Raw genomic sequence first — 21137 nt, forward strand, 5'->3', positions numbered from 1 at the left:
GCTTGCCTTTGAGCCGGGCTTGCCTTTGAGCCGGGCTTGCCTTTGAGCCGGGCTTGCCTTTGAGCCGGGCTTGCCTTTGAGCCGGGCTTGCCTTCGAGCCGGCGGCGCTGAAGAACGCCGGCTCGTTTCGCTGCCCAGCGAGCACCCTTCAGTTCGCTCCTCTAACTCGTATTCCAGCATTCGGTGCTGGCCAGCACCGCGCCGCTTGCGCCACTATTGCTTCGCAGACCCGTTGCATCGAGCGTGAAGATGCCGCAGGCGTCGTCCCGCATCGGGCCGGCCTCGGTGGGCGCAGCTTCCACTGTGTACCCGCCGTTTGCGTCGTCAGCCGGCAGCACCCGCAGCCGATAGATCGGCGTGCCGAATTGCGGCGCCTGATTCAGGCCGGGCGGCAATGTCGCAGCGCTCCCGCCTACCGTTCCTTCGACGAACTGGGCTGCCCGATAAAGTGCGGCTGCTGCATCAATTCTGTGCGTCCGCGCAATGTGGCTCCGGTACGACGGCACCGCAAACACGACCAGCGTCGCGGCTATCGCCAATGCGATCATGAGTTCGAGTAGCGTGAATGCGGATGCGTACGGCTTCGTCATGAACCTCCCTTCAGAATGGCCGCGCGACAACGCGCCGCCAATGCCGCTCGATCCGCGCGCCGTCAATCACAAGTTCCATCTGCAGCCACACCTGAGACTCTCTCGCCCGGCCGAAACCACGCGTGGTCAGTAAATACGCGCGGGCGTTGGCACGCGTGCCGAGCCGCCACGCTTCGATCAGACACTGCGGCGCGCGCAGCGAGCCGGGCCAGTGTGAGACGGGCGTGACGGCGCCCGTCTCGAAGGCGGCTTCGAGCTTCCATTGCGTAGGCTCACCGATTGCGACCGGCGCAGCGGCCGCCGCCTCAACGGCTGCTGCTGCGACGACGCTGCGGGCGCACAAAGTCAGCGCCGAATCCGCGGCGTGAAATGCCTGCAAATAGTCGCGTAGGTTGGTCGTGCCGCGCGCCGCCGCAAGCGATGCCTCGAACCAGGCAGCGGAGGTGGCCAACAGCATCGCGGAAATCAGCAGGACAATCGGCAAAACAGCGCCGCCGCTGCGGAGTCGAGAGATGTGATCGGTGCGGCTCGTCACAGCCAATCCTCCGCCTGATTGCGGATCGCGACTCGTCGCCAGAACGCCTGCCGCGGCCTCGTATCGGCGCCGACGATGCTCGCGCCGTCGCAATCGACGTAGCGCGCACGCCGCCCTTGCGGCGCGCCTCGTACGAGTACACAGAGATCGACGGCGACGACCTTCGTCCATTGATCGGCGCTCAGCGCCGAGGCGTCAATCGCGCTCAGCCTGCCGGCCAGCCAGTACCGGAGCCGCACGCGCTCGACGCCTTCTACCAGCGGCTGCGCGGATCCGGCCTTGCCGTTGCCTTCGCAGTACAACTCCGGTTCGCCCGTCGAGCCGCTGATTCTGGCGAAATAGCGATTGACGATCGACACGCCCTGGCCACCAAGCGCCGCGCTATTGCTGGTCACGGCCTGCCCCAGGCAATCGGTGGATTGACCGGCCGCCGACGGCCACGTCGACACGTTGTCGCCGACATAGCGGACCGCGACGCCGTCGGAATGATTCGCCAGCGCCTCGCAGGCGAGACTGTCGTCCGCGCCGATCGGACGGCCACCTGAACACCCGAACAACGGTGGCGGACTGTTGAACCTCGCGACGTCCGCGGGAACGAAACCGGCCATCTGAAGCTGCTGGCCGATCAGCGTGAGCGCGGTCAGGCCGGCTTCGCGGATCCGCAGCGCATCGCCCGCGCGCACGAATGCGGTCCGCTGCGTGGTATAGAGCGACACCGCGCCCGCGGTCACCACCAGTCCCAGCGCGATTGCGATCACAAGCTCGACCAGCGTATGGCCGCGCGCAACAAGCAAACGCTGCGTCATTTCGCAAACGCCATTGCAACGCATGAGGAGCCTGCGGGAATGTCCACGCCGCCACAGGACTCAGGCTTGTCGATTACGTCGCCGGAGCGCGGCATGTCGCGCAGCGCCGCCCACGTCACGCGCGCGGAGGACACGCCGCCGCTTTCACCCACAGAGGCTGCGCCGTGTGGCAACAGGGACGCCGCGCGCGCACTCCATTGCCTGAGCGCGGATTCGCCCGCAGACGGCACGCACATCGCCTCGGCGACGGAATCGGCTATCCATGCGGCGTGCTCGCGCATTGCCACCGCGCGCGCTTCACGTGCGGTCCACAATTGACCGGCGATCAATCCGAGCGCCGTCACCGCCATCAGTGCTACGGCGAGCATGACTTCGATCAGCGAACTGCCGCCACGCTTTAATGCGTAGCGGCGCAGCTTCACCTTGAATGAATGCCGGTTCATGATGTCGCTCCGCATGCGCCCTCGACGATCCGCGCGCGGCCACCCGCCGCAATACGAATGCAGCGCCGCCACTTGTCGCCCTGAGTCGCTTTCGATGGAACGCGCGGCGCGATGTCGAAACTGCGAAATGTGCCGATCAACTGCCCGGCGGGCGGCGTGAACGTGAGATTCGTCTGCGCCCCGGTGATGCTGACCGCCGCAAGCTGCGGGTGCGCGCGCAGCAGCGAAAGCGCGCCGCCGCGCTCAGCCAGTACGGCCCAGCCGCATGACCAGTCGGCAACGCCATCGCCGCACGCTTGCCCCGCGGCAAGACAACGCCGCGCAGCGTCGATCCGGCACACGGTAACGCGCGCACCGCGCCGCAATGCTTCACTGCGTGCATAGGCAAGCGTCGAAGCGAGCGCTTTCGCGCGCGCGTCGACCTGATCCCGCAGGTGCCACGCTACAAAGGACGGTGTCGCCATCACCGCGATCACCGCCAGCAGCGTGACGACAACCAGCGTTTCGATAAGCGTAAAGCCGCGACGCGGCCGCAAACAGACTGCATCCCATTTCATCTGCATCCCTGATCGTTTCAAAGAATGCAGTCAATCTAACGAGTTGGAAACGCGCCAACAATCGGCCGAATGGCCAGGTGGCACTCAGACACGCTCCCGCGCAACAATGCACGCGTGACGAACCATAACGGGGGGGGAGATGCTAATACGCGAAGAAGCGCGACAAAGAGCGCGACAAAAACCAGAAACTCGAACGCGAGTCCGGGCGCGACATCAATCAGCGCTTGCGGGGAGGCTTGGGCGGGGAGGAAGCGCGGCGAAATTCTTCGATTACATCTTCGAATTCGGAAACGTCTTCAAAGCGCCGGTATACGGAGGCAAAACGCACATAGGCAATCGTGTCGAGCGCGCGCAACTCGTTCATCACGAGTTCGCCGAGGCGCTCGCTGCGCACCTCGCGCTCGCCGCTGCCGAGCAATTGATACTCGATGCGGGCGACTGCCGCGTCGATCTCGTCCGCCGCCACTGGGCGCTTGCGCAGCGCCAGTTGCATGCTCGCGACAATCTTGCGGCGGTCGAATTCCGTGCGGCTGCCATCCTTCTTGACGACCGACGGCAACGCCAGCTCGACCCGCTCATACGTCGTAAAACGTTTGTCGCAGGCCGGACAGCGGCGGCGCCGGCGAATCGTCGCGCCGTCTTCAGATACGCGGGAATCCACAACCTGCGTATCGGCATGCCGGCAGAAGGGGCAGTGCATGACGGCTTAGCGGTAGACCGGGAAGCGCTGGGTCAACTCGGCGACCTGCCCGCGCACGCGTTCGATCGTGGCTGCGTCTTCCGGGTTGTCCAGCACGTCGGCGATCAGGTTACCCACCTGCTCCGCTTCCTTGACGCCAAAACCGCGCGTGGTCATGGCCGGCGAGCCGAGACGCACGCCGCTCGTCACGAACGGCTTTTCCGGGTCGTTCGGGATCGCGTTCTTGTTCACCGTGATGTGCGCCGCGCCGAGCGCCGCTTCCGCAGCCTTGCCGGTGATCTTCTTCGCGCGCAGGTCGACCAGCATCACGTGGCTTTCGGTACGGCCCGAGACGATGCGCAGACCGCGTTTGACCAGCGTTTCGGCCAGCACGCGTGCATTTTCGACGACTTGCTGCTGATACGCCTTGAATTCCGGCGACAGCGCTTCCTTGAATGCGACGGCCTTACCGGCGATCACGTGCATCAGCGGGCCACCCTGGATACCCGGAAAGATGGCCGAGTTGATCTGCTTTTCGAACTCGGCCTTCATCAGGATCACGCCGCCGCGCGGGCCACGCAGGCTCTTGTGCGTGGTGGTGGTGACGAAATCGGCATGCGGCACCGGGTTCGGATAGGCGCCCGCGGCGATCAGGCCGGCGTAGTGCGCCATGTCGACCATGAAGTACGCGCCGACCGACTTGGCGATCTTCGCAAAGCGCTCGAAATCGATACGCAGCGCGAACGCAGACGCGCCGGCCACGATCAGCTTCGGCTTGTGCTCCTGTGCGAGCTTTTCAGCCGCGTCGTAATCGATGTCTTCGGCTTCGTTCAGGCCGTAGCTCACCACGTTGAACCACTTGCCCGACATGTTGACCGGCGAACCGTGCGTCAGGTGACCGCCGTGCGCGAGGCTCATGCCCATGATCGTGTCGCCCGGCTTGAGCATGGCGAAGAACACGCCTTGATTCGCCTGCGAGCCGGAGTTCGGCTGGACGTTCGCGGCTTCCGCGCCAAACAGTTGCTTGACGCGGTCGATCGCCAGTTGCTCGGCGACGTCGACGAACTCGCAGCCGCCGTAGTAGCGCTTGCCCGGATAACCTTCGGCGTATTTGTTGGTGAGTTGCGAGCCTTGCGCGGCCATCACAGCCGGGCTCGTGTAGTTTTCCGACGCGATCAGTTCGATGTGCTCTTCCTGACGGCGGTTTTCCTGCTGGATGACGTTCCAGAGTTCAGGATCGACGTTGGCGATGGTGCTTTGGGCTCTGTCAAACATACGGATTCCGTTGAGTGTGTTCAGGTTGACCGGATCGTGCACCGAATCTTGCGTAGAGGGTACGCGGCGCTGCTGGCGGCTGGGCCAGCCCTGACGTGGCGAATGGAGAGACGCCGCACACGCGAGGCAGGACAGCCACCGTCAGCGCAGATCAATGCGCGCGGATTACGGCTGCCCAGGCGAACGGCAAAACGGCACCCTGCGCTTCACGGTGGGTTGCTCCACCTTGAACCCGATTGGTTGTATCGGTTCTATCGCCAGTCACGCAGGGATGAGCGCGTTAGTTTATTGGAAGCGGATCGAATAGGCAACCGGCTTCCTGCCGCCCCGGCGGGCACTCGCGGGACGTATCCCGGCGCCGGCGCCCGGGCTTCGCAAACATCTGACAAAAGTTCGCTGGCAAGCCGGGCCGAGCCCCTGTCACAGCCACTTGTGCGGCTCGTTCATCCTTGCCGCAGCGCCGCATTGGAAGTAGGCTTGGGACCTTTCTCTCTTACCGACCAGGGAACTGCAATGATCGTGTTCGTCACCGGAGCGTCCGCGGGATTCGGCGCCGCTATCGCTCGCGCTTTCGTCAAGGGCGGCCATCGGGTCGTCGCCACCGCGCGCCGTAAGGATCGCCTGCAGGCGCTCGCCGACGAACTCGGCGACGCGCTTCTGCCGCTCGAACTCGACGTGCGCGACCGCGCCGCCGTCGAAGCCATGCCGGCTGCGCTGCCGGCCGGTTTCGCCGCGATCGACGTGCTCGTCAACAACGCCGGCCTCGCACTCGGCGTCGAGCCGGCGCACAAGGCGAGCCTGGACGAGTGGAATACCATGATCGACACCAACTGCACGGGCCTCGTGCAGGTCACGCACGCGCTCTTGCCCGGCATGGTGGAGCGCAACCGCGGGCACATCTTCAACCTCGGCTCTGTAGCCGGCCGCTGGCCGTACGCGGGCGGCAACGTGTACGGCGCGACCAAGGCGTTCGTCCGCCAGTTCAGCCTGAACCTGCGCGCCGATCTGGCTGGCACCTCGCTGCGCGTGACCGACATCGAGCCGGGCCTGTGCGGCGGCACCGAGTTCTCGAACGTGCGTTTTCGCGGCGACGACGCGAAAGCTGCCAATGTCTACCAGAACGTGCAGCCGCTGACGGCCGAAGATATCGCCGACTCGATCTACTGGATCGCCACGCGCCCGGCCCACGTCAACATCAACACGATCGAGCTGATGCCGGTGGCCCAGTCGTTCGCCGGCCTGGCGATTCATCGCGGCTGAATTTTCGGCCGAAATTGCTGCAGAAGCCCGCCAGGCGGGGCGCACATCTTGAAACAGACCTCGGGGTGCGCGTTCCGGTAAAATGCGCCGCATGAATATGTCGACCAGCCAGCCAGGCACGGAAATCGGCTTCACGTGGCCAATCCGCGTGTATTACGAAGATACCGACGCCGGCGGCATCGTGTTTTACGCCAACTACCTGAAGTTTTTCGAGCGGGCGCGCACCGAATGGCTGCGCGCATGCGGCGTCGACCAGAACCGGCTCGCGGACGAAACCGGCGCGCTCTTCATCGTGCGCAGCACTGCCGTCGACTACCGGGCGCCGGCCCGGCTCGACGACATCGTCAAGGTAGTGAGCCGGATCGAGCGTCTTGGCCGGGCGTCGGTCGACTTCGCGCAGGAGGCGTGGCGTGACGGCACGCTGCTTGCGGCCGGTTCCATCCGGGTCGGCTGCGTCGAGCGCACCGCGCTGCGGCCGGCCGCGATTCCTCCATCCGTGCTCGCCGCCTTGCGGCGCGGGCCGGGCGTGAACGACGGCGGCATGTCAACGAACAACGTCTGAACCCCGTTGTTACGGGGCCAGTGAACTCGTATCGATCAAGCAACACAAAGCATGGTTCGGCTTGCCATGTCGCCGACGCTTCCGTTTTGCTCACGGCAAGCTTCGAGCGGCCTTGCAGGCCGGACGCCCCCTTCCGGGACGTTAAAACGAACCTTTATGAACACTACACAAGATCTGTCGATCGTTTCTCTCGTACTCAATGCGAGCCTGCTGGCGCAGGCAGTCATGGCGCTGTTGCTGCTGTTGTCGCTGCTATCGTGGACATTCATCTTCCGCAAGTGGTTTGCGATCCGCCGGGCGCGCGCGCAAACTGAACGCTTCGAACGCGATTTCTGGTCGGGGGGCGACCTGCAGGCCCTTTACCAGAGCGCCGCGAACAACCGTCATACGATCGGCGCGCTGGAACGGATTTTCGAGTCCGGCATGCGCGAATTCCTGAAGGGCAAGGAAAAGCGCCTGAACGATTCGGGCGCGATTCTCGACGGCGCACGCCGGGCGATGCGCGCCGCGTTCCAGCGTGAAATGGACGTGCTCGAAGCAAATCTGGCGTTTCTCGCGTCGGTCGGTTCGGTCAGCCCTTATATCGGTCTGTTCGGCACGGTGTGGGGGATCATGAATGCGTTCCGCGGCCTCGCCAACGTGCAGCAGGCCACCCTTGCGAACGTCGCGCCGGGCATTGCCGAAGCGCTGACCGCTACCGCAATCGGCCTGTTCGCCGCGATTCCGGCCGTGGTCGCCTACAACCGCTACGCGCACGACATCGACCGTCTGGCGATCCGCTTCGAGACCTTTATCGAAGAGTTCTCGAACATTCTGCAGCGCCAGGCACAGTAAGGAGTCCACGATGGCAGGCTCTCGCCCCTCCAGCATGCGCGGCGGCCGCTCGCGCCGCGCGATGGCCGACATCAACGTCGTGCCGTACATCGACGTGATGCTCGTGCTGCTCGTGATCTTCATGGTGACCGCGCCGCTCGTTGCCCCGTCGATCGTCAATCTGCCGACCGTCGGCGGCGCCGCGCCGCAGCAGCAAACCCCGCCCGTGATCGTGAACATTCGCGCGGACGGCAATATGAGCGTCAAATACAAGGACGACGCGGGCGCACAGCAGCAGGAAGACATGACGAAGGCTGATCTGAACGGCTTCATCACCGATCGCGCGCAGACGCATCCTGATCAGCCCGTCGTGATCGCCGCCGACAAGACCGTGAGGTACGAAGTCGTGATGAACGTGATGTCCCAGTTGAAAGCCCGGGGCGTCAAGCGCGTTGGATTGCTCGTCAAATCGCAATGATCCGCAAGAAATCCGAATATCCGCTCCAGCCACCGCGTGAACGCGGCACCGGGCGAGCTTTTGTGTTCGCGCTGGTGATGCATGTGCTGCTCGGATTTTTCCTGTACCACGGCATTCAATGGCAGAACAGCACGCCCGAAGGCGCGGAAGCCGAACTGTGGACCGAAGTGCCGGACACGGCGATTCCGCGTGTGCCCCCGCCGCCGCCCGTTCCGGTGGCTCCGGCCCCGCCGCTGCCCGACGAACAGGCCGACATCGCGCTGCAGCAGAAGAAACGCCAGCAACAGGAAGCCGCGCGTCAGGCGCAACTCGCGGAGCAGCAGCGTCAACAGAAGCTGCAGGTCCAGCAGGAAGCCGAGGCCAAGCGTCAGCAGCAGCTTGCTGAACAGGCGGCGCAACTCGCCGCGCAGAAAGCCGCGGCAGCCAAACAGAAGCAGCAACAGCAGCAGGCCGACAAGCTGAAACAACAGCAATTGGCCGAGCAGCAAAAGCAGCAGCAACTGAAAGAACAGCAGCAGAAGCAGGCTGAAGCTGAGGCTCAGAAGAAGGCCGATGCGCAGAAAGCGGCGAAAGCCAAGGCGCAGGCCGATGCCGCCGCGCAAGCGAAGAAGCTCGACGCGGAACGTACTGCGCGCCTTACACAGATGCAAGGCATGGCCGGCGGCGCAGGTTCGACCGGCAACGGGCTCGGCAAGACCGGCATGGGCAGCGGCTCGGGCGGCAATGCAGCATCGCCGGGTTACGCGGACAAGGTGCGTCGCGTGGTGCGTCGGAACATCTCGTGGGGCGCAGAAACGGAGGGTCTCGAGACCGTGATCTCCGTGCGTTGCTCGCCGACGGGCACCTTGCTGAGCGCGACGATCTCGCACAGCAGCGGCAATCCGGCTTGGGACGACGCCGCGCTGCGGGCCGTCCAGCTCTCCGATCCGATGCCGCAGGACATCGACGGCAAGACGCCCGCCAGCTTCAAGATTACGTTGCGGCCGGCCGGTTGATGCGAAAGCGGAGCGCCACGTGAAGGTGAGTTGACAGCAGACGCAGCGCCCCGCCCAGCGTGGCGCGCCCGGGAACGAATTGGATGTTTTCCGGTCTGTCTGCAGTCGTGAAGTGTTAGTAAAACCGTTTTTGGGGAATCCATACAGCATGAGTTTGATGACCAAGCTAGGCCTGCGGACACTTGTAGCGTCGTGCCTGATCGCCACGGGCGGTGCCGCCCACGCACAACTCAACGTCCTCGTGACGGGCGTTGGGTCCACCCAGTTTCCGATCGCAACGGCGAATTTCGCCAATGAAGCGAACTCGCCGCAGCAGGTCAGCACAATCGTGCGCCAGGATCTGCAGCGCAGCGGCAAATTCACCAATATCGACGCGGGCAGCACGCCGGTTTCCGAAACCGATTCCGTCGACCTGGGCAGCTGGAAGGCCAAGGGCGCCAACGCCTTCGTGTCCGGCAGCGTGAACCGCCTGCCGAACGGCCAGTACGAAGTGCGCTTCAAGCTGTACGACACCGTCAAGCAGGAAAGCCTCGGCGGCCTCGTGCTGGTGAGCCCGGAAAGCGGGCTGCGCATGAGCGCGCACAAGGTCGCGGATTATATCTACGCGAAGCTGATGGGTGGCCGCGGCGCGTTCGCCACGCGCCTGTCGTACGTCATCAAGACCGGTGGCCGTTATCAGTTGCAGATTTCCGATTCCGACGGCCAGGACGCGCACATCGCGCTGTCGAGCCCCGAGCCGATCATCTCGCCGGCGTGGTCGCCTGACGGCACCAAGGTCGCGTACGTTTCGTTCGAGAAGAAGAAGCCGGTCGTCTATATCCACGATCTGCCCACGGGCCGTCGTGTGGTCGTATCGGACCAGAAGGGCAATAACAGTGCGCCGGCATGGTCACCGGACGGACGCACGCTGGCCGTCGCGCTTTCGCGCACCGGCAACACGCAGATTTTCGCCGTCAATGCGGACGGCAGCGGCCTGCGGCGCCTGACGCAAGGCAGCTCGATCGACACCGAACCGTCCTTCTCTCCTGACGGCCAGTCGATCTACTTCACGAGCGACCGCGGCGGCGCACCGCAAATCTACAAGATGTCGGCCCAGGGCGAGAATGCCGGCGGCGCGCAACGCGTGACCTTCACGGGCAGCTACAACACCAGCCCGCGCGTGAGCCCGGACGGCAAGCAGCTTGCCTATATTTCGCGCGTCGGCGGCGGGTTCAAGCTGTATATCCAGGACCTGCAGGGCAACACGGCCACCGGCCTGACCGACACCATACATGACGAATCGCCGAGCTTCGCGGCGAACGGTCAGTACATTCTTTACGCCACACAGGTGAACGGCCGTGGCGTGTTGGCCGCTGTTTCGACCGATGGTCGCACTCGGCAGGTCCTGTCCGTTCAGGGCGGCAGCGTACGTGAGCCGTCCTGGGGCCCGTTTATGCAATAACGTTTATGCAACAACACACAAGGAGAGCAACAAATGATGTCTAAACTTCGTTTCGCATTTGCCGTATTGATGGTCGGTGCGCTGGCTGCATGTCACTCGGGCGTCAAGCTCGACGAAAACGCCAATAAGGGCGGCGCAATCGGTACGCAACCGAACCCGACCGACGTCGCACAGGTCAACGTCGATCCGCTGAACGATCCGAACAGCCCGCTCGCCAAGCGCAGCATCTACTTCGACTTCGACAGCTACTCGGTCAAGGACGATTACCAATCGCTGCTGCAACAACACTCGCAATACCTGAAGAGCCATCCGCAACGCCACGTCCTGATTCAGGGCAACACCGACGAACGCGGCACCAGCGAATACAACCTGGCGCTCGGCCAGAAGCGTGCTGAAGCTGTGCGCCGTTCGCTGTCGCTGATGGGCGTGACGGACTCGGAAATGGAAGCCGTGAGCCTCGGCAAGGAAAAGCCGCAAGCAACCGGTCATGACGAATCGTCGTGGGCACAAAACCGCCGCGCCGACCTCGTGTACCAACAGTAAGTAACGAGTGGTGAGCCGAATGACGCATCGTTTCTCCTGGCTGCGGTTTGCCGCAGCGGCCTGCGTCGCAGGCACGGCCCTCGCGGCTGTGCCCGCGCATGCGGGCATCTTCGACGACGATCAGGCCCGTCAGGCCATTCTCGATCTGCGTTCGAAGACCGATAGCCTGTCGAGCCAGTTGTCGGCGGCGCAGCGCACGATCCTCGATCAGTCCAACCGTCTCGACCAGCTGAATCAGCAGGTCGCGACGCTGCGCGGGCAGAACGAAGACATGGCCAACCAGTTCGCCACGCTGCAGAAGCAGCAGAAGGACTACTACACCGATCTGGATACGCGCCTCAAGAAATTCGAGCCGCAGCAACAGACGGTGGAGGGCGTCCAGGGCGAGGTTCAGCCGGGTGAAACGGAGTCGTTCAACGCGGCCTCGCAGCAGTTTCGCAACGGCGACTTCAAGAATGCGGCAGCGTCGTTTCGCAGCTTCATCTCCAAGTTCCCGAACAGCCCCTACCAGCCGACCGCGCAGTACTGGCTCGGCAATGCGCTGTACGCACTGCGCGACTACAAGGGCTCGACGGCAACGTGGCAAGGCGTCGTGAAGAATTACCCGCAGCATCCGCGTGCGCCGGAAGCGCTGCTCGCGATTGCGAACAATCAGCTCGAGCAAGGCCAGAAGGCTGCGGCCAAGAAGACGCTGGAGCAGATCGTCGCGCAATACGGCGGTTCGGACGTCGCGCAAACGGCACAAAGCAAGCTGTCGCAGATCAAGTAGTTGTTTGACGTTTGGCGGTTCGCGGTAAACGCGCAGTGTCCGTCGTCAAAAGCCACGCGCGCCTCTCACCGGAAAGCCCGGGGTAGTAAGTAACCTCGGGCTTTTCGCTATCCGGAGTGCCCGCGTGCTGAAATGGCCGCGGCGGGTTGACAGCCCCCAAGGGCTATCGCTATAATTTCGCTTCTCTTTTGGGTCGTTAGCTCAGCTGGTAGAGCAGCGGACTTTTAATCCGTTGGTCACAGGTTCGAATCCCGTACGGCCTACCAAAAGATTCAAGGGCTTACACGCGTTAGCGTCGTAAGCCCTTTTCTTTTTCAGCGTCGTGTAACCGCTGTGCAACCGGATTCGGGCAACCGTCCTTGCCTTGAATGCTGTCGTCGGTGGTGTGCGCCCCGCTTTTCCGCCCCAAGTTTTCGGTCAACTGCTATGCAGCAACTGATCCACTCAGGAAGAAAATACGGTTGCTGCGATCAATGTATTCATCTGACTGTCGGCAGCGCGGATACTCGAAAATCTTCGAGAGTCGATCGATCGGCAGTCCAGTAGCGTTTGCGCCGCAACCGGGCCGCTTGTAAAAATCCGCGCTTAAACCGCTGAATGCAATTGGCCGCCTGACGATTGGCTGCGGGGAACAGCAAGGCTATTCGCCCGATCTGCTGCTCGTCACCGCCGCAAGCACCCTAGCTTCTTCGCGGTGGAGCGTCCTCTTCGCCTCAAGCCCGATTCGATCCAAATCCTTCCTGAGACGATCAATCTCCGCGTCGATTTCCGCGTCAGTCATCAAATCCGGGCTTAACGTCAGCGCGACGCCTTCAACTTGGCCGTACCCCGTGATTCCTAGTCTTACGAACGGGGCAACTGGATAGCCGCCTTTCCATTTGCTGTGCGAGTTAACAACGCAGAACGTTCCCATGCGAATTCTCCGACCGCAGAAGCGTTGCTTTGATGTGCCTATCCTACGCCGATCACGAGGCCGCTTCATCCGCCGGCTCGGTCAAGCCGAGAAAACTACGGAACCGTCATGGACATGCTCAACGCAAACGCAGCCGCCGTGTTCCCTGGAATTTCGCCGAGACACATCTATGACCTTGCGGCGCCTGATGGTCCCATTTTGTGCTATCGAATCGGTGGCGGGATCGTGTTCAGCAGCGACGACCTTAAAACCTATCTGCAGTCGTGTCGAGTAGAGACGGGCGCCGCCGATCCGAGTGCAACTGCGATCGACGCCAAAGTTGGTCATATCATCTCCAACGGGAGACTCCGAGCTTGAGAAGTATTGCCGGCAACGCGGGTCGCTGCTAAGTGCAACCATGTTGCATCAACACTCATACACGTGAAATTAGCGCAATCACATCGTTAAAATTGGGCTCACCAATTCCATCACCACACGTCAAAACGACATTCCATGATGTACGGCTTGTCGCACATCCCCCGTTCCGTCTACGGTCGACACCGAAGGCGCGGACGAATGGGAAGCACTCGCGCTCTATCCGGATCACGCGGTGCACGCGGCGCCACAAGCGCAATTCGGCCCCGTCGATCGGTATCCGCCGTTCGACATCGAGATCGATTCGCTTCCCGCAAACGCAATGGATCACCGCAACGAACGGCACGACGCGTTCGAATCGCTGACGGACGAATCGCAGCGGCACAAAACGCCGCCGTCCTCGCCTACCGTCGTGCCGTCGTCGAGCGCGGCGCGGCGCTGTCTCCGTTGCCCGCCCTCTCGCATCGATACAGCGTCAGCCCAAAAAAAAATCCAATACAACGGACTCCGAACGTTGATATTTATTGAGACGTAGAGATTTGCAATGATCGCCGCCGATTCTGCACAACACGCCGCAACGCCGCGTAAACAGACGCTTTGGCAACGCCGCAGATTCCTGCGCTTTCATTCCGTCAACATGACCAATTTTCTGTTCGATTTCTTCACGAACCTGGTTGCGGCACGAAAACACGCTGCTGTAAGACCAGGAGACCCCCGAACACCGTAGCCCACAGCACGATAACAGGCACCACAAACACCCAGGCGCGGCCGGCCCAATCCATTCAGATTGGAGCCGCCGCACCGTTCGTTTCTTCGGCCAGGCAATCCGCATAACAGACGGGAACGGTCCTTGCGTACGCGCGAGCCGTCGCCTATAACTTCCCAAGACCGAGAGTTACCGTTTGCGCCCGTCGCTGGGTATTTGCCGCTGTATTACGCCACCTCCATTCAATCAGTCGAAGGCAACTCAACCAACGAGGACATCTTGGATCTCGAAACCATACGCGTGTTCATCGTGACCCGGGGCATCGACCTCGGCACCAAGGTCGTCGGCGCGATCGTCTTGTGGATCGTCGGCCGCTGGATCATTGGCCTGATCACCGGGATGCTCCGCAAGCTGCTGGCCCGCAACGGCCATGTCGATCCCACGCTCGCTCATTACCTCGGCTCGATTCTCGGCGCCCTGCTCAACCTGCTGCTGATCCTCGCGATTCTGCAGGTGTTCGGTGTCCAGACCACTTCGTTCGCCGCGTTGCTCGCCGGCCTCGGCCTCGCGATCGGTACCGCGTGGGGCGGCTTGCTCGCACACTTCGCTGCGGGCATCTTCATGCAGGTATTGCGGCCGTTCAAGGTCGGCGATTTCGTCACGGCGGGCGGGGTTACCGGCACAGTCTCGGAACTCGGCCTGTTCGGCACGACCATCGTGACGCCCGACAACGTGACCACCATCGTCGGCAATAACAAGGTCTTCTCCGACACGATCTCGAACTACAGCGCGCTGCCGGTACGGCGCGTCGAGCTGACCGCGAAGATCGCCAACGGCGTCGATCCAACGGATGCGATGAATCGGCTGAAGGCGGCGGTGACGAAGATTCCGAACGTTGTCGAGAGTCCCGCGCCGGACATCGAAGTGCTGAGCTTCACACCGGAAGGACCGTTGTTGTGCGTGCGGCCCTACACGCACAACAGCAACTACTGGCAGGTCTATTTCGACACCAATCGCGCGATCATCCAGACCTTCAAGAATGCGGGCTATCCGACACCGGAAACACCGCTTGCGCCGCGCGCCGTGACCTGAGGTCGTGTGAGCAACGGGTTTCTCTAAATCAAATGAAAACGGCGTCGCGAGATTCGCGACGCCGTTTGTTCGTCGGAGCCACACACTGTGTGAAGTGTCAGCGGCTGTCCGTCGTCTTGGCTGCGTTTTTGCGCGTCATCTTCCACAGCGCGCCGAGCAGAATCGGCACCACGGCCGCGCCGATACCCACCAGCACGATCACATTCAGGTACTGACGAATGAACGGGATGTTGCCGAAGAAGTAGCCAAGAAGCACCAGCAGCAACACCCACGACAGCGCACCCAGGATGTTGAAAAGCTGAAACCGGCTAACTGTCATCTGCGACGCGCCGGCAACGAACGGCGCGAAGGTCCGCACCACCGGAATGAAACGCGCCAGCACAATGGTCTTGCCGCCGTGCTTCTCATAGAAATCATGGGTCTTCTGCAACGCGCTGCGGTCGAGGAAGCGCTCCAGAAAAGGTATGTGCGTATTGAACACGCGCGGCCCGATGGCCCGCCCGATCATGTAATTGACCGTATTGCCGGAGACTGCCGCCACCAGCAGCAGCACGATCAGCAAACCGACATTCATTTCGCCGGTCGCGCAAAAAGCGCCGCCGATGAACAGCAGCGAATCGCCCGGCAGGAACGGCAGTACGACAAGCCCGGTTTCGCAAAACACGATCAGAAACAGCACCGCGTAGACCCAGGCGCCGTACTGGTGGATGAAGACTCCCAGAAACTTGTCGATGTGCAAGACAAGGTTTGCGAACTGCAGCAGCGTGTCCAAAAAGCGTCCTTTATAGAGCGAATGTGTGCGGGTGGCGAGAAGGGCCGCGTTAGCGGGCCTGCGAGCGATGGGCGGCGAGCGCAAGCTTACCGCCGGAAATTGACCGCGTCATGATACCGAAAGTGCCCGGGCGCGATTAAAAATCTGCGACGCGTGGGTAGTCCCGGTTCCGCCCGCTTCCGGCCGGCGCGCGCCGAATCGCTATAATTTCGCCATGCCTGAATTCTCCCAAACGCCTGCCGACACCGCCGCCGCGGCCGCGGCTCCCGCCGCCGCGCCCCTCCCGCGCCCGTTGCGGGCGATCCAGCCCCTTCCCGACCAGCTGATCAGCCAGATTGCCGCCGGCGAAGTGGTCGAGCGGCCGGCCTCGGTGGTCAAGGAGTTGCTGGAAAACGCGCTCGATGCCGGCGCGCAGACCCTGCGCATTGTGCTCGACGAAGGCGGCGTCAAACGCATCTCGATTACCGACGACGGCGGCGGCATCCCCGAAAGCGAACTGCCGCTCGCGCTGATGCGCCATGCGACCAGTAAAATCCGCTCGCTCGCCGAACTCGAAGCCGTTGCCACGCTGGGGTTTCGCGGCGAGGCGCTGGCGTCGATCGCGTCGGTCGCGGAGATGTTCATAACGAGCCGCACCGCCGACGCGCCGCACGCCGTGCGCATCGACGCGCAAACCGGTGTGCTGAGCCCTGCCGCCGGTACCCAGGGCACCACGATCGAAGTCCGCGAGCTGTACTTCAACACGCCCGCGCGCCGCAAATTCCTGAAAAGCGAGCAGACCGAACTCGGCCATTGCCTCGAACAGATTCGCCGTGCAGCGTTGGCGCGGCCGGACGTGGCGATTTCGGTGCTGCATAACGGCCGCGCGGTTGAGCACTGGAACGCCAGCGAGCCGCCTGTGCGGGTCGCGAAGATTCTCGGCGAGACTTTTGCGACGGCCCATCTGCCGCTCGACGAATCCGCCGGACCGCTTGCCGTCTATGGCTGCGCCGGCCTGCCGACCGCAAGCCGCGGGCGCGCCGACCAGCAGTATTTCTTCGTCAACGGCCGTTTCGTTCGCGACAAGCTGCTCACGCATGCCGTGCGCGCCGCATACGAAGACGTGCTGCATGGCGACCGCTATCCGTCCTATGTGCTGTTTCTCGACCTGCCGCCTGAAGCGGTCGACGTGAACGTGCATCCGTCGAAGATCGAAGTGCGGTTTCGCGATTCGCGCTCGATTCACCAGTTCGTGTTCCACGCGGTACAGCGCGCGTTGGCGCGGCATGCGGGTGCATCACCGGAAACGACGGCGGGCGGTCACGCGGCTCACCTCGAACCTGCGGCGGGTGGTCCGGCGTCGTTTGGCGCTACGCCGCTCGGTGGCGCGGGCACGGGCGGCTTCGGTGCAGGTGCAAGCACAGGCGCTGGAACAGGCGGCCTCGGTGGTGGATTTGGCTCGCAGCCAGGCAATACGTGGATGCGCCAGGCGCGCATGACACAAGGCACGCTCCCGGTGGCGCAACCGCTGGCGTTTTACGACGCGCTGTTCGGCCGTAAAGACACGAACGCCGGCACCGCCGATGGCGCGACGCTCTTCGAGGCGCGCGACTCCGCCGCCGAAACCCCGTCGCCGTATAACGCGTCCGCGCCGTATGCGCCCCCCGCGTTCCACGCATCCGACGAACAGCCGCTCGGTTTTGCGCTCGGCCAGATTCACGGCATCTATGTGCTTGCACAGAATGCGCATGGGCTGGTGATTGTCGACATGCACGCCGCGCACGAGCGCATTCTGTACGAACAGTTCAAGAACGCGCTGGCCGATCGCACGATCGCCGTGCAGCCGCTGCTGATTCCGCAGACGATGCAGGCCGATCCGATCGAAATCGGCACGGTAGAAGAAGAGCGCGACACGCTCGACGCGCTTGGTTTCGACCTTGCCGTGCTGTCGCCGACCACGCTCGCGATCCGCGCGGTGCCGGCCTTGCTGAAAGACGCCGATCTGCAGGCGCTCGCGCGAGCGGTCCTGACCGACTTGCACGCGTTCGGCGGCTCGCGTGTGCTGACCGAGCGCCAGCACGAGCTGCTCGGCACACTGGCGTGCCACCACGCGGTGCGGGCGAACCGTCGGCTGACGCTCGATGAAATGAACGCGCTGCTGCGCCAGATGGAAGCGACCGAGCGCGCCGACCAGTGCAACCACGGGCGTCCGACCTGGTATCAACTGACGCTGTCCGATCTCGACCGGCTGTTCATGCGCGGACAATGAGGGTGAGCCCGATCACGTTTTTGCCGCACGCACCGGCTCGCCTATGACTTCACGTATTCCCACGCCCGTCCCCTGCCTGCTGGGCCCGACCGCATCCGGCAAAACCGCTGCCGCGCTGGCTTTGGCCGCACGGCGGCCGGTGGAGATCGTCAGCGTCGACTCGGCGCTGGTTTATCGCGAGATGGACATCGGCACCGCGAAGCCGACTGTGGAAGAGCGCGCGCTGGCGCCACATCATCTGATCGATATCGTCGATCCGGCTGACGCCTATTCAGCGGCGGATTTTCGCACCGATGCGCTGCGCCTGATCGGCGAGATCAGCGCGCGCGGGCGGGTACCGCTGCTGGTCGGCGGGACCATGCTGTACTACAAGGCGCTCACGCAGGGGCTGAACGACCTGCCTGCCGCCGACGCCGACGTCCGGGCGGCGCTCGATGCCGACGCCGCACGCGATGGCTGGCCGGCTCTGCATGCGCGGCTTGCCGCGCTCGACCCTGTTACTGCCGCGCGCCTCGCGCCGAACGATTCGCAGCGAATTCAGCGTGCGCTCGAGGTGTTCATGCTGACCGGGCAGGCGATGTCCGTTCTGCTGGCGGCGCCCCCGCGCTCCGATGATGCTGCACAGGCATGGCGGTTTGTGCCGATAGCGCTGGAGCCTTCCGATCGCAGCGTGCTGCATGCCCGGATCGAACGGCGATTCGATGCGATGCTGGCTGACGGATTCGTCGATGAAGTCGTGAGGTTGCGCGAGCGCGGGGATTTGTCGCCGGGGATGCCGTCGATGCGGTGTGTCGGGTATCGGCAGGTTTGGGAATATCTCGATGGGGTTATCGATTATCCGACCATGCGGGATAAGGGGATTTTCGCCACCCGGCAATTGTGCAAGCGCCAACTCACATGGCTGCGGAGCATGCCTGAGAGGATCGTTGTTGATTGCTGCGATGGGGGCGCTACCGCGCGGGTTGTTAGCGTTGTTGAAGGGTTAATTTGAGGTTTTGCCGCTCGCGGCGCTTTGGTTGTTCACCGTAGGCAAACAGCCCATTGCGCCGCGTCAGGCAAAAGAATCAAACAACTACGGTCTGAGCCTCGCCAACCGCGCTCTCCCGAATTACGCCAATCTTCCAAACCTGCTCGCCGGCGGCAGCCAGAACCCCAATCGCGGCATCCGCATCGGCAGCAGAAACAACCACAGCCATCCCGATCCCGCAATTGAACACCCGGTGCATTTCAGCATCGGCCACACCGCCGTGTTTCTGCAACCACGAGAACAACGGCGGCAACGGCCACGCCTGATGATCCAGCTCTGCCGTCAAACCTTCGCGCAACACCCGCGGAATATTTTCGACCAGCCCGCCGCCGGTGATATGCGCCATACCCTTCACGGCAACCTGCTGCATCAACGACAGCAACGGCTTCACATAAATATGCGTAGGCGCCATCAATGCATCAGCCAATGAGCGCCCGTCAAAATCGGCATTCAAATCAGGCTGCGCACGCTCAATGATCTTCCGCACCAGCGAAAAACCATTCGAATGAATCCCACTCGACGCCAGACCGAGCACAACATCGCCCGGGGCAATCGTGCTGCCGTCGATAATCTTGCTCTTTTCCACCGCGCCGACCGCAAAACCGGCCAGATCGTACTCGCCGTCCGGATACATGCCCGGCATTTCAGCCGTCTCGCCGCCGATCAGCGCGCAACCGGCCAGCTCGCAGCCGTGCGCGATACCCTTGACGACCGTTGCCGCCGTGCCGACGTCCAGCTTGCCGCAAGCGAAATAATCGAGGAAGAACAGCGGTTCGGCACCCTGCACGAGGATGTCGTTGACGCTCATCGCCACCAGATCCTGGCCGACCGTGTCATGTTTGTTCAGCTGAAACGCCAGTCGCAGCTTGGTGCCGACGCCGTCGGTACCCGAGACCAGCACCGGCTCGCGGTATTTCTTCGGCACCTCGAAGAGCGCGCCAAATCCGCCGATGCCACCCAGCACGCCGTCGCGCATCGTCTTTTTGGCAAAGGGCTTGATCGCGTCGACAAGGGCGTCGCCCGCGTCGATGTCCACGCCGGCGTCGCGATACGACAAACCTTGGGCGTCAGGGGCGGATTTCGGTTGATTCATGGGGAAGAGCGAGAAGGTCGGTAAAATGCGATTTTACCCGATGCCGGCCGGTTGGCTGGACTTTCACCCGCGCCAGCCACCTGGGAAACTCATTTTGCAGCAAAACCCCTCGATTCTGACGCCCGTTCAGCGCCGCGCCTTCGTCTGGCTAGCCATCGCGCTGGGCATCGGCATTCTGCTCTGGCTACTGAGCCCGGTCCTCACGCCGTTCCTGCTCGGCGCGATTCTCGCGTACATTCTGCAACCGGGCGTCGCGTGGATGGTGCGCCGGCGCGTGCCGCGCGCACTCGCCGCCTTGCTCATGATGCTGCTCTTCGCGTTGCTGATGACGATGCTCGTGCTGCTGGTGCTGGCCGTCATCCAGAAGGAAGGCCCGCAGTTGAAGCAGCAGGTGCCGGTATTGTTCGCGCATGTCAGCGCGTGGCTGCAGCCGAAACTCGCCCTGCTGGGCCTCGCCGATTCGCTCGATTTCGCCAGCATCCGCGATCTCGTGATGGGGCAACTGGAAGGCAGCGCGCAGACCGTCGCGCGCTACGCGTGGACCTCGATCCGCACCAGCGGCAACGTGATGATCACGGTGATCGGCAACGTCGTGATGGTGCCGCTCGTGCTGTTCTATCTGTTGTACGACTGGAACCGCATGCTCGCGCGCATGCAGATCGTGGTGCCGCGCCGCTGGCTCGACAAGACCCTGCAACTCGCCCGCGACATGGACCAGATGCTGTCGCAATACCTGCGCGGCCAGTTGCTCGTGATGGCGGTGCTCGCGGCCTACTACGCGATCGCGCTGACCCTTGCCCGCTTCGAGATTGCCTTGCCGGTCGGCATTTTCACGGGTCTCGCGGTCTTCATCCCGTACATCGGCTTTGCAACCGGTCTGGCGCTGGCGCTGCTCGCGGCACTGCTACAGTTCGGCGACTGGTACGGCTTTGGCGCGGTCGCGGTGATTTATGGACTCGGCCAGATCGTGGAGAGCTTTTACCTCACGCCGCGGCTGGTGGGCGAACGGATCGGTCTGCACCCGCTCGCGGTCATCTTCGCGCTGCTCGCGTTTGGACAGCTGTTCGGCTTTTTCGGCGTGTTGCTGGCGCTGCCGGTCAGCGCCATTCTGTCGGTGGCATTGCGCGAGTTGCGCCAAAGCTACCTGACGAGCACGCTTTACAACAACTGACTGTTTTCGGCCCGA

The 21137-nt window shown here is 63.0% G+C and carries 24 protein-coding genes, 1 tRNA gene and 1 riboswitch; of the genes, 15 read left to right on the forward strand and 10 right to left on the reverse strand.

The features are described 5' to 3' along the window. Positions 1-161: 161 nt before the first annotated feature. From AC3WLT_RS22775 to glyA, 7 genes are all read right to left on the reverse strand, one after another. On the reverse strand, positions 162-590 hold the full coding sequence (locus tag AC3WLT_RS22775; protein WP_492593946.1) for a type IV pilin protein: 429 nt from the start codon (positions 588-590) through the stop codon (positions 162-164). A gap of 10 nt (positions 591-600) precedes the next feature. Next, positions 601-1131, reverse strand: coding sequence for a pilus assembly PilX family protein (locus AC3WLT_RS22780; RefSeq protein ID WP_492593947.1), 531 nt, complete (start codon positions 1129-1131; stop codon positions 601-603). Continuing rightward, entirely contained in the window at positions 1122-1931 is an 810-nt protein-coding gene (locus AC3WLT_RS22785) for a PilW family protein (RefSeq protein ID WP_492593948.1), read from the reverse strand. The genes AC3WLT_RS22780 and AC3WLT_RS22785 overlap by 10 nt, the downstream gene beginning before the upstream one ends. Beyond that, entirely contained in the window at positions 1928-2374 is a 447-nt protein-coding gene (locus AC3WLT_RS22790) for a type IV pilus modification PilV family protein (protein WP_492593949.1), read from the reverse strand. The genes AC3WLT_RS22785 and AC3WLT_RS22790 overlap by 4 nt, the downstream gene beginning before the upstream one ends. Further along, positions 2371-2937 (reverse strand): GspH/FimT family pseudopilin, encoded by a 567-nt coding sequence (locus AC3WLT_RS22795; protein ID WP_492593950.1) that lies wholly within the window; start codon positions 2935-2937, stop codon positions 2371-2373. Before AC3WLT_RS22795 ends, AC3WLT_RS22790 begins: the two co-directional genes overlap by 4 nt. 211 nt (positions 2938-3148) lie before the next feature. Beyond that, positions 3149-3631 (reverse strand): transcriptional regulator NrdR, encoded by a 483-nt coding sequence (gene nrdR, locus AC3WLT_RS22800; RefSeq protein ID WP_115103844.1) that lies wholly within the window; start codon positions 3629-3631, stop codon positions 3149-3151. Positions 3632-3637: 6 nt separating this feature from the next. Beyond that, complete coding sequence (glyA, locus tag AC3WLT_RS22805; protein ID WP_492593951.1) at positions 3638-4885, reverse strand: serine hydroxymethyltransferase; 1248 nt, start codon at positions 4883-4885, stop codon at positions 3638-3640. 166 nt (positions 4886-5051) lie between these two features. Next, positions 5052-5160, reverse strand: a riboswitch (ZMP/ZTP riboswitch). 238 nt (positions 5161-5398) lie between these two features. Between glyA and ydfG the strand changes: the two genes are divergently transcribed. The 9 genes from ydfG (at position 5399) to AC3WLT_RS22850 (ending at position 12012) form a co-directional block, all read left to right on the forward strand. After that, positions 5399-6145, forward strand: a complete 747-nt coding sequence (gene ydfG, locus AC3WLT_RS22810; protein WP_492593952.1) for a bifunctional NADP-dependent 3-hydroxy acid dehydrogenase/3-hydroxypropionate dehydrogenase YdfG — start codon at positions 5399-5401, stop codon at positions 6143-6145. An 82-nt stretch (positions 6146-6227) separates the two neighbouring features. Further along, complete coding sequence (ybgC, locus tag AC3WLT_RS22815; RefSeq protein WP_492593953.1) at positions 6228-6707, forward strand: tol-pal system-associated acyl-CoA thioesterase; 480 nt, start codon at positions 6228-6230, stop codon at positions 6705-6707. 156 nt (positions 6708-6863) lie between these two features. Then, complete coding sequence (gene tolQ, locus AC3WLT_RS22820; RefSeq protein ID WP_012431821.1) at positions 6864-7541, forward strand: protein TolQ; 678 nt, start codon at positions 6864-6866, stop codon at positions 7539-7541. A gap of 10 nt (positions 7542-7551) precedes the next feature. After that, a complete protein-coding gene (tolR, locus tag AC3WLT_RS22825; protein WP_492593954.1) occupies positions 7552-7998 on the forward strand; it encodes a protein TolR in 447 nt (148 codons plus the stop codon). After that, positions 7995-8993 (forward strand): cell envelope integrity protein TolA, encoded by a 999-nt coding sequence (gene tolA, locus AC3WLT_RS22830; protein ID WP_492593955.1) that lies wholly within the window; start codon positions 7995-7997, stop codon positions 8991-8993. Before tolR ends, tolA begins: the two co-directional genes overlap by 4 nt. 148 nt (positions 8994-9141) lie before the next feature. Further along, on the forward strand, positions 9142-10434 hold the full coding sequence (gene tolB, locus AC3WLT_RS22835) for a Tol-Pal system beta propeller repeat protein TolB (RefSeq protein ID WP_492593956.1): 1293 nt from the start codon (positions 9142-9144) through the stop codon (positions 10432-10434). Positions 10435-10467: 33 nt separating this feature from the next. Then, a complete protein-coding gene (gene pal, locus AC3WLT_RS22840) occupies positions 10468-10977 on the forward strand; it encodes a peptidoglycan-associated lipoprotein Pal (protein WP_492593957.1) in 510 nt (169 codons plus the stop codon). A 19-nt stretch (positions 10978-10996) separates the two neighbouring features. Further along, entirely contained in the window at positions 10997-11746 is a 750-nt protein-coding gene (gene ybgF / locus AC3WLT_RS22845; protein WP_492593958.1) for a tol-pal system protein YbgF, read from the forward strand. A gap of 190 nt (positions 11747-11936) precedes the next feature. After that, positions 11937-12012: transfer RNA gene (locus AC3WLT_RS22850), tRNA-Lys, on the forward strand. A 374-nt stretch (positions 12013-12386) separates the two neighbouring features. On the opposite strand, the gene AC3WLT_RS22855 is transcribed toward AC3WLT_RS22850, so the two are convergent. Continuing rightward, positions 12387-12659 (reverse strand): hypothetical protein, encoded by a 273-nt coding sequence (locus tag AC3WLT_RS22855; RefSeq protein WP_492593959.1) that lies wholly within the window; start codon positions 12657-12659, stop codon positions 12387-12389. 108 nt (positions 12660-12767) lie between these two features. Between AC3WLT_RS22855 and AC3WLT_RS22860 the strand changes: the two genes are divergently transcribed. The 3 genes from AC3WLT_RS22860 to AC3WLT_RS22870 all read left to right on the forward strand — a co-directional run bounded on the left by AC3WLT_RS22860 (position 12768) and on the right by AC3WLT_RS22870 (position 14811). Then, on the forward strand, positions 12768-13016 hold the full coding sequence (locus AC3WLT_RS22860; protein WP_492593960.1) for a helix-turn-helix domain-containing protein: 249 nt from the start codon (positions 12768-12770) through the stop codon (positions 13014-13016). 541 nt (positions 13017-13557) lie between these two features. Beyond that, positions 13558-13740, forward strand: coding sequence for a hypothetical protein (locus tag AC3WLT_RS22865; protein ID WP_492593961.1), 183 nt, complete (start codon positions 13558-13560; stop codon positions 13738-13740). Positions 13741-13998: 258 nt separating this feature from the next. Continuing rightward, positions 13999-14811, forward strand: coding sequence for a mechanosensitive ion channel family protein (locus AC3WLT_RS22870; RefSeq protein WP_492593962.1), 813 nt, complete (start codon positions 13999-14001; stop codon positions 14809-14811). A 97-nt stretch (positions 14812-14908) separates the two neighbouring features. On the opposite strand, the gene AC3WLT_RS22875 is transcribed toward AC3WLT_RS22870, so the two are convergent. Beyond that, positions 14909-15583 (reverse strand): DedA family protein, encoded by a 675-nt coding sequence (locus AC3WLT_RS22875; RefSeq protein WP_492593963.1) that lies wholly within the window; start codon positions 15581-15583, stop codon positions 14909-14911. 214 nt (positions 15584-15797) lie between these two features. On the opposite strand from AC3WLT_RS22875, the gene mutL reads away from it, so the two are divergent. Both mutL and miaA read left to right on the forward strand, forming a co-directional pair. Further along, positions 15798-17831: a DNA mismatch repair endonuclease MutL gene (gene mutL / locus AC3WLT_RS22880; protein ID WP_492593964.1), complete on the forward strand. Its 2034-nt coding sequence runs from the start codon at positions 15798-15800 to the stop codon at positions 17829-17831. A gap of 43 nt (positions 17832-17874) precedes the next feature. Then, the gene (miaA, locus tag AC3WLT_RS22885) at positions 17875-18822 is read left to right on the forward strand and encodes a tRNA (adenosine(37)-N6)-dimethylallyltransferase MiaA (RefSeq protein WP_492593965.1); all 948 of its coding nucleotides are present in this window, start codon (positions 17875-17877) and stop codon (positions 18820-18822) included. Between the two features lie 73 nt (positions 18823-18895). On the opposite strand, the gene purM is transcribed toward miaA, so the two are convergent. Beyond that, the gene (purM, locus tag AC3WLT_RS22890) at positions 18896-19951 is read right to left on the reverse strand and encodes a phosphoribosylformylglycinamidine cyclo-ligase (RefSeq protein ID WP_492593966.1); all 1056 of its coding nucleotides are present in this window, start codon (positions 19949-19951) and stop codon (positions 18896-18898) included. 94 nt (positions 19952-20045) lie between these two features. Between purM and AC3WLT_RS22895 the strand changes: the two genes are divergently transcribed. Then, positions 20046-21122 (forward strand): AI-2E family transporter, encoded by a 1077-nt coding sequence (locus tag AC3WLT_RS22895; protein WP_492593967.1) that lies wholly within the window; start codon positions 20046-20048, stop codon positions 21120-21122. Positions 21123-21137 lie beyond the last annotated feature (15 nt).

The organism is Paraburkholderia sp. FW306-2-2C-D06C (assembly GCF_058781505.1).

Excerpts from the sequence above, each read along its gene's own strand:
- AC3WLT_RS22775 (WP_492593946.1), bottom strand. The coding sequence starts at position 590 with ATGACGAAGCCGTACGCATCCGCATTCACGCTACTCGAACTCATGATC.
- AC3WLT_RS22785 (WP_492593948.1), bottom strand. The coding sequence starts at position 1,931 with ATGACGCAGCGTTTGCTTGTTGCGCGCGGCCATACGCTGGTCGAGCTT.
- AC3WLT_RS22790 (WP_492593949.1), bottom strand. The coding sequence starts at position 2,374 with ATGAACCGGCATTCATTCAAGGTGAAGCTGCGCCGCTACGCATTAAAG.
- AC3WLT_RS22795 (WP_492593950.1), bottom strand. The coding sequence starts at position 2,937 with ATGCAGATGAAATGGGATGCAGTCTGTTTGCGGCCGCGTCGCGGCTTT.
- nrdR (WP_115103844.1), bottom strand. The coding sequence starts at position 3,631 with ATGCACTGCCCCTTCTGCCGGCATGCCGATACGCAGGTTGTGGATTCC.
- glyA (WP_492593951.1), bottom strand. The coding sequence starts at position 4,885 with ATGTTTGACAGAGCCCAAAGCACCATCGCCAACGTCGATCCTGAACTC.
- ydfG (WP_492593952.1), top strand. The coding sequence starts at position 5,399 with ATGATCGTGTTCGTCACCGGAGCGTCCGCGGGATTCGGCGCCGCTATC.
- ybgC (WP_492593953.1), top strand. The coding sequence starts at position 6,228 with ATGCGCCGCATGAATATGTCGACCAGCCAGCCAGGCACGGAAATCGGC.
- tolQ (WP_012431821.1), top strand. The coding sequence starts at position 6,864 with ATGAACACTACACAAGATCTGTCGATCGTTTCTCTCGTACTCAATGCG.
- tolR (WP_492593954.1), top strand. The coding sequence starts at position 7,552 with ATGGCAGGCTCTCGCCCCTCCAGCATGCGCGGCGGCCGCTCGCGCCGC.
- tolA (WP_492593955.1), top strand. The coding sequence starts at position 7,995 with ATGATCCGCAAGAAATCCGAATATCCGCTCCAGCCACCGCGTGAACGC.
- tolB (WP_492593956.1), top strand. The coding sequence starts at position 9,142 with ATGAGTTTGATGACCAAGCTAGGCCTGCGGACACTTGTAGCGTCGTGC.
- pal (WP_492593957.1), top strand. The coding sequence starts at position 10,468 with ATGATGTCTAAACTTCGTTTCGCATTTGCCGTATTGATGGTCGGTGCG.
- ybgF (WP_492593958.1), top strand. The coding sequence starts at position 10,997 with ATGACGCATCGTTTCTCCTGGCTGCGGTTTGCCGCAGCGGCCTGCGTC.
- AC3WLT_RS22855 (WP_492593959.1), bottom strand. The coding sequence starts at position 12,659 with ATGGGAACGTTCTGCGTTGTTAACTCGCACAGCAAATGGAAAGGCGGC.
- AC3WLT_RS22860 (WP_492593960.1), top strand. The coding sequence starts at position 12,768 with ATGGACATGCTCAACGCAAACGCAGCCGCCGTGTTCCCTGGAATTTCG.
- AC3WLT_RS22865 (WP_492593961.1), top strand. The coding sequence starts at position 13,558 with ATGATCGCCGCCGATTCTGCACAACACGCCGCAACGCCGCGTAAACAG.
- mutL (WP_492593964.1), top strand. The coding sequence starts at position 15,798 with ATGCCTGAATTCTCCCAAACGCCTGCCGACACCGCCGCCGCGGCCGCG.
- miaA (WP_492593965.1), top strand. The coding sequence starts at position 17,875 with ATGACTTCACGTATTCCCACGCCCGTCCCCTGCCTGCTGGGCCCGACC.
- purM (WP_492593966.1), bottom strand. The coding sequence starts at position 19,951 with ATGAATCAACCGAAATCCGCCCCTGACGCCCAAGGTTTGTCGTATCGC.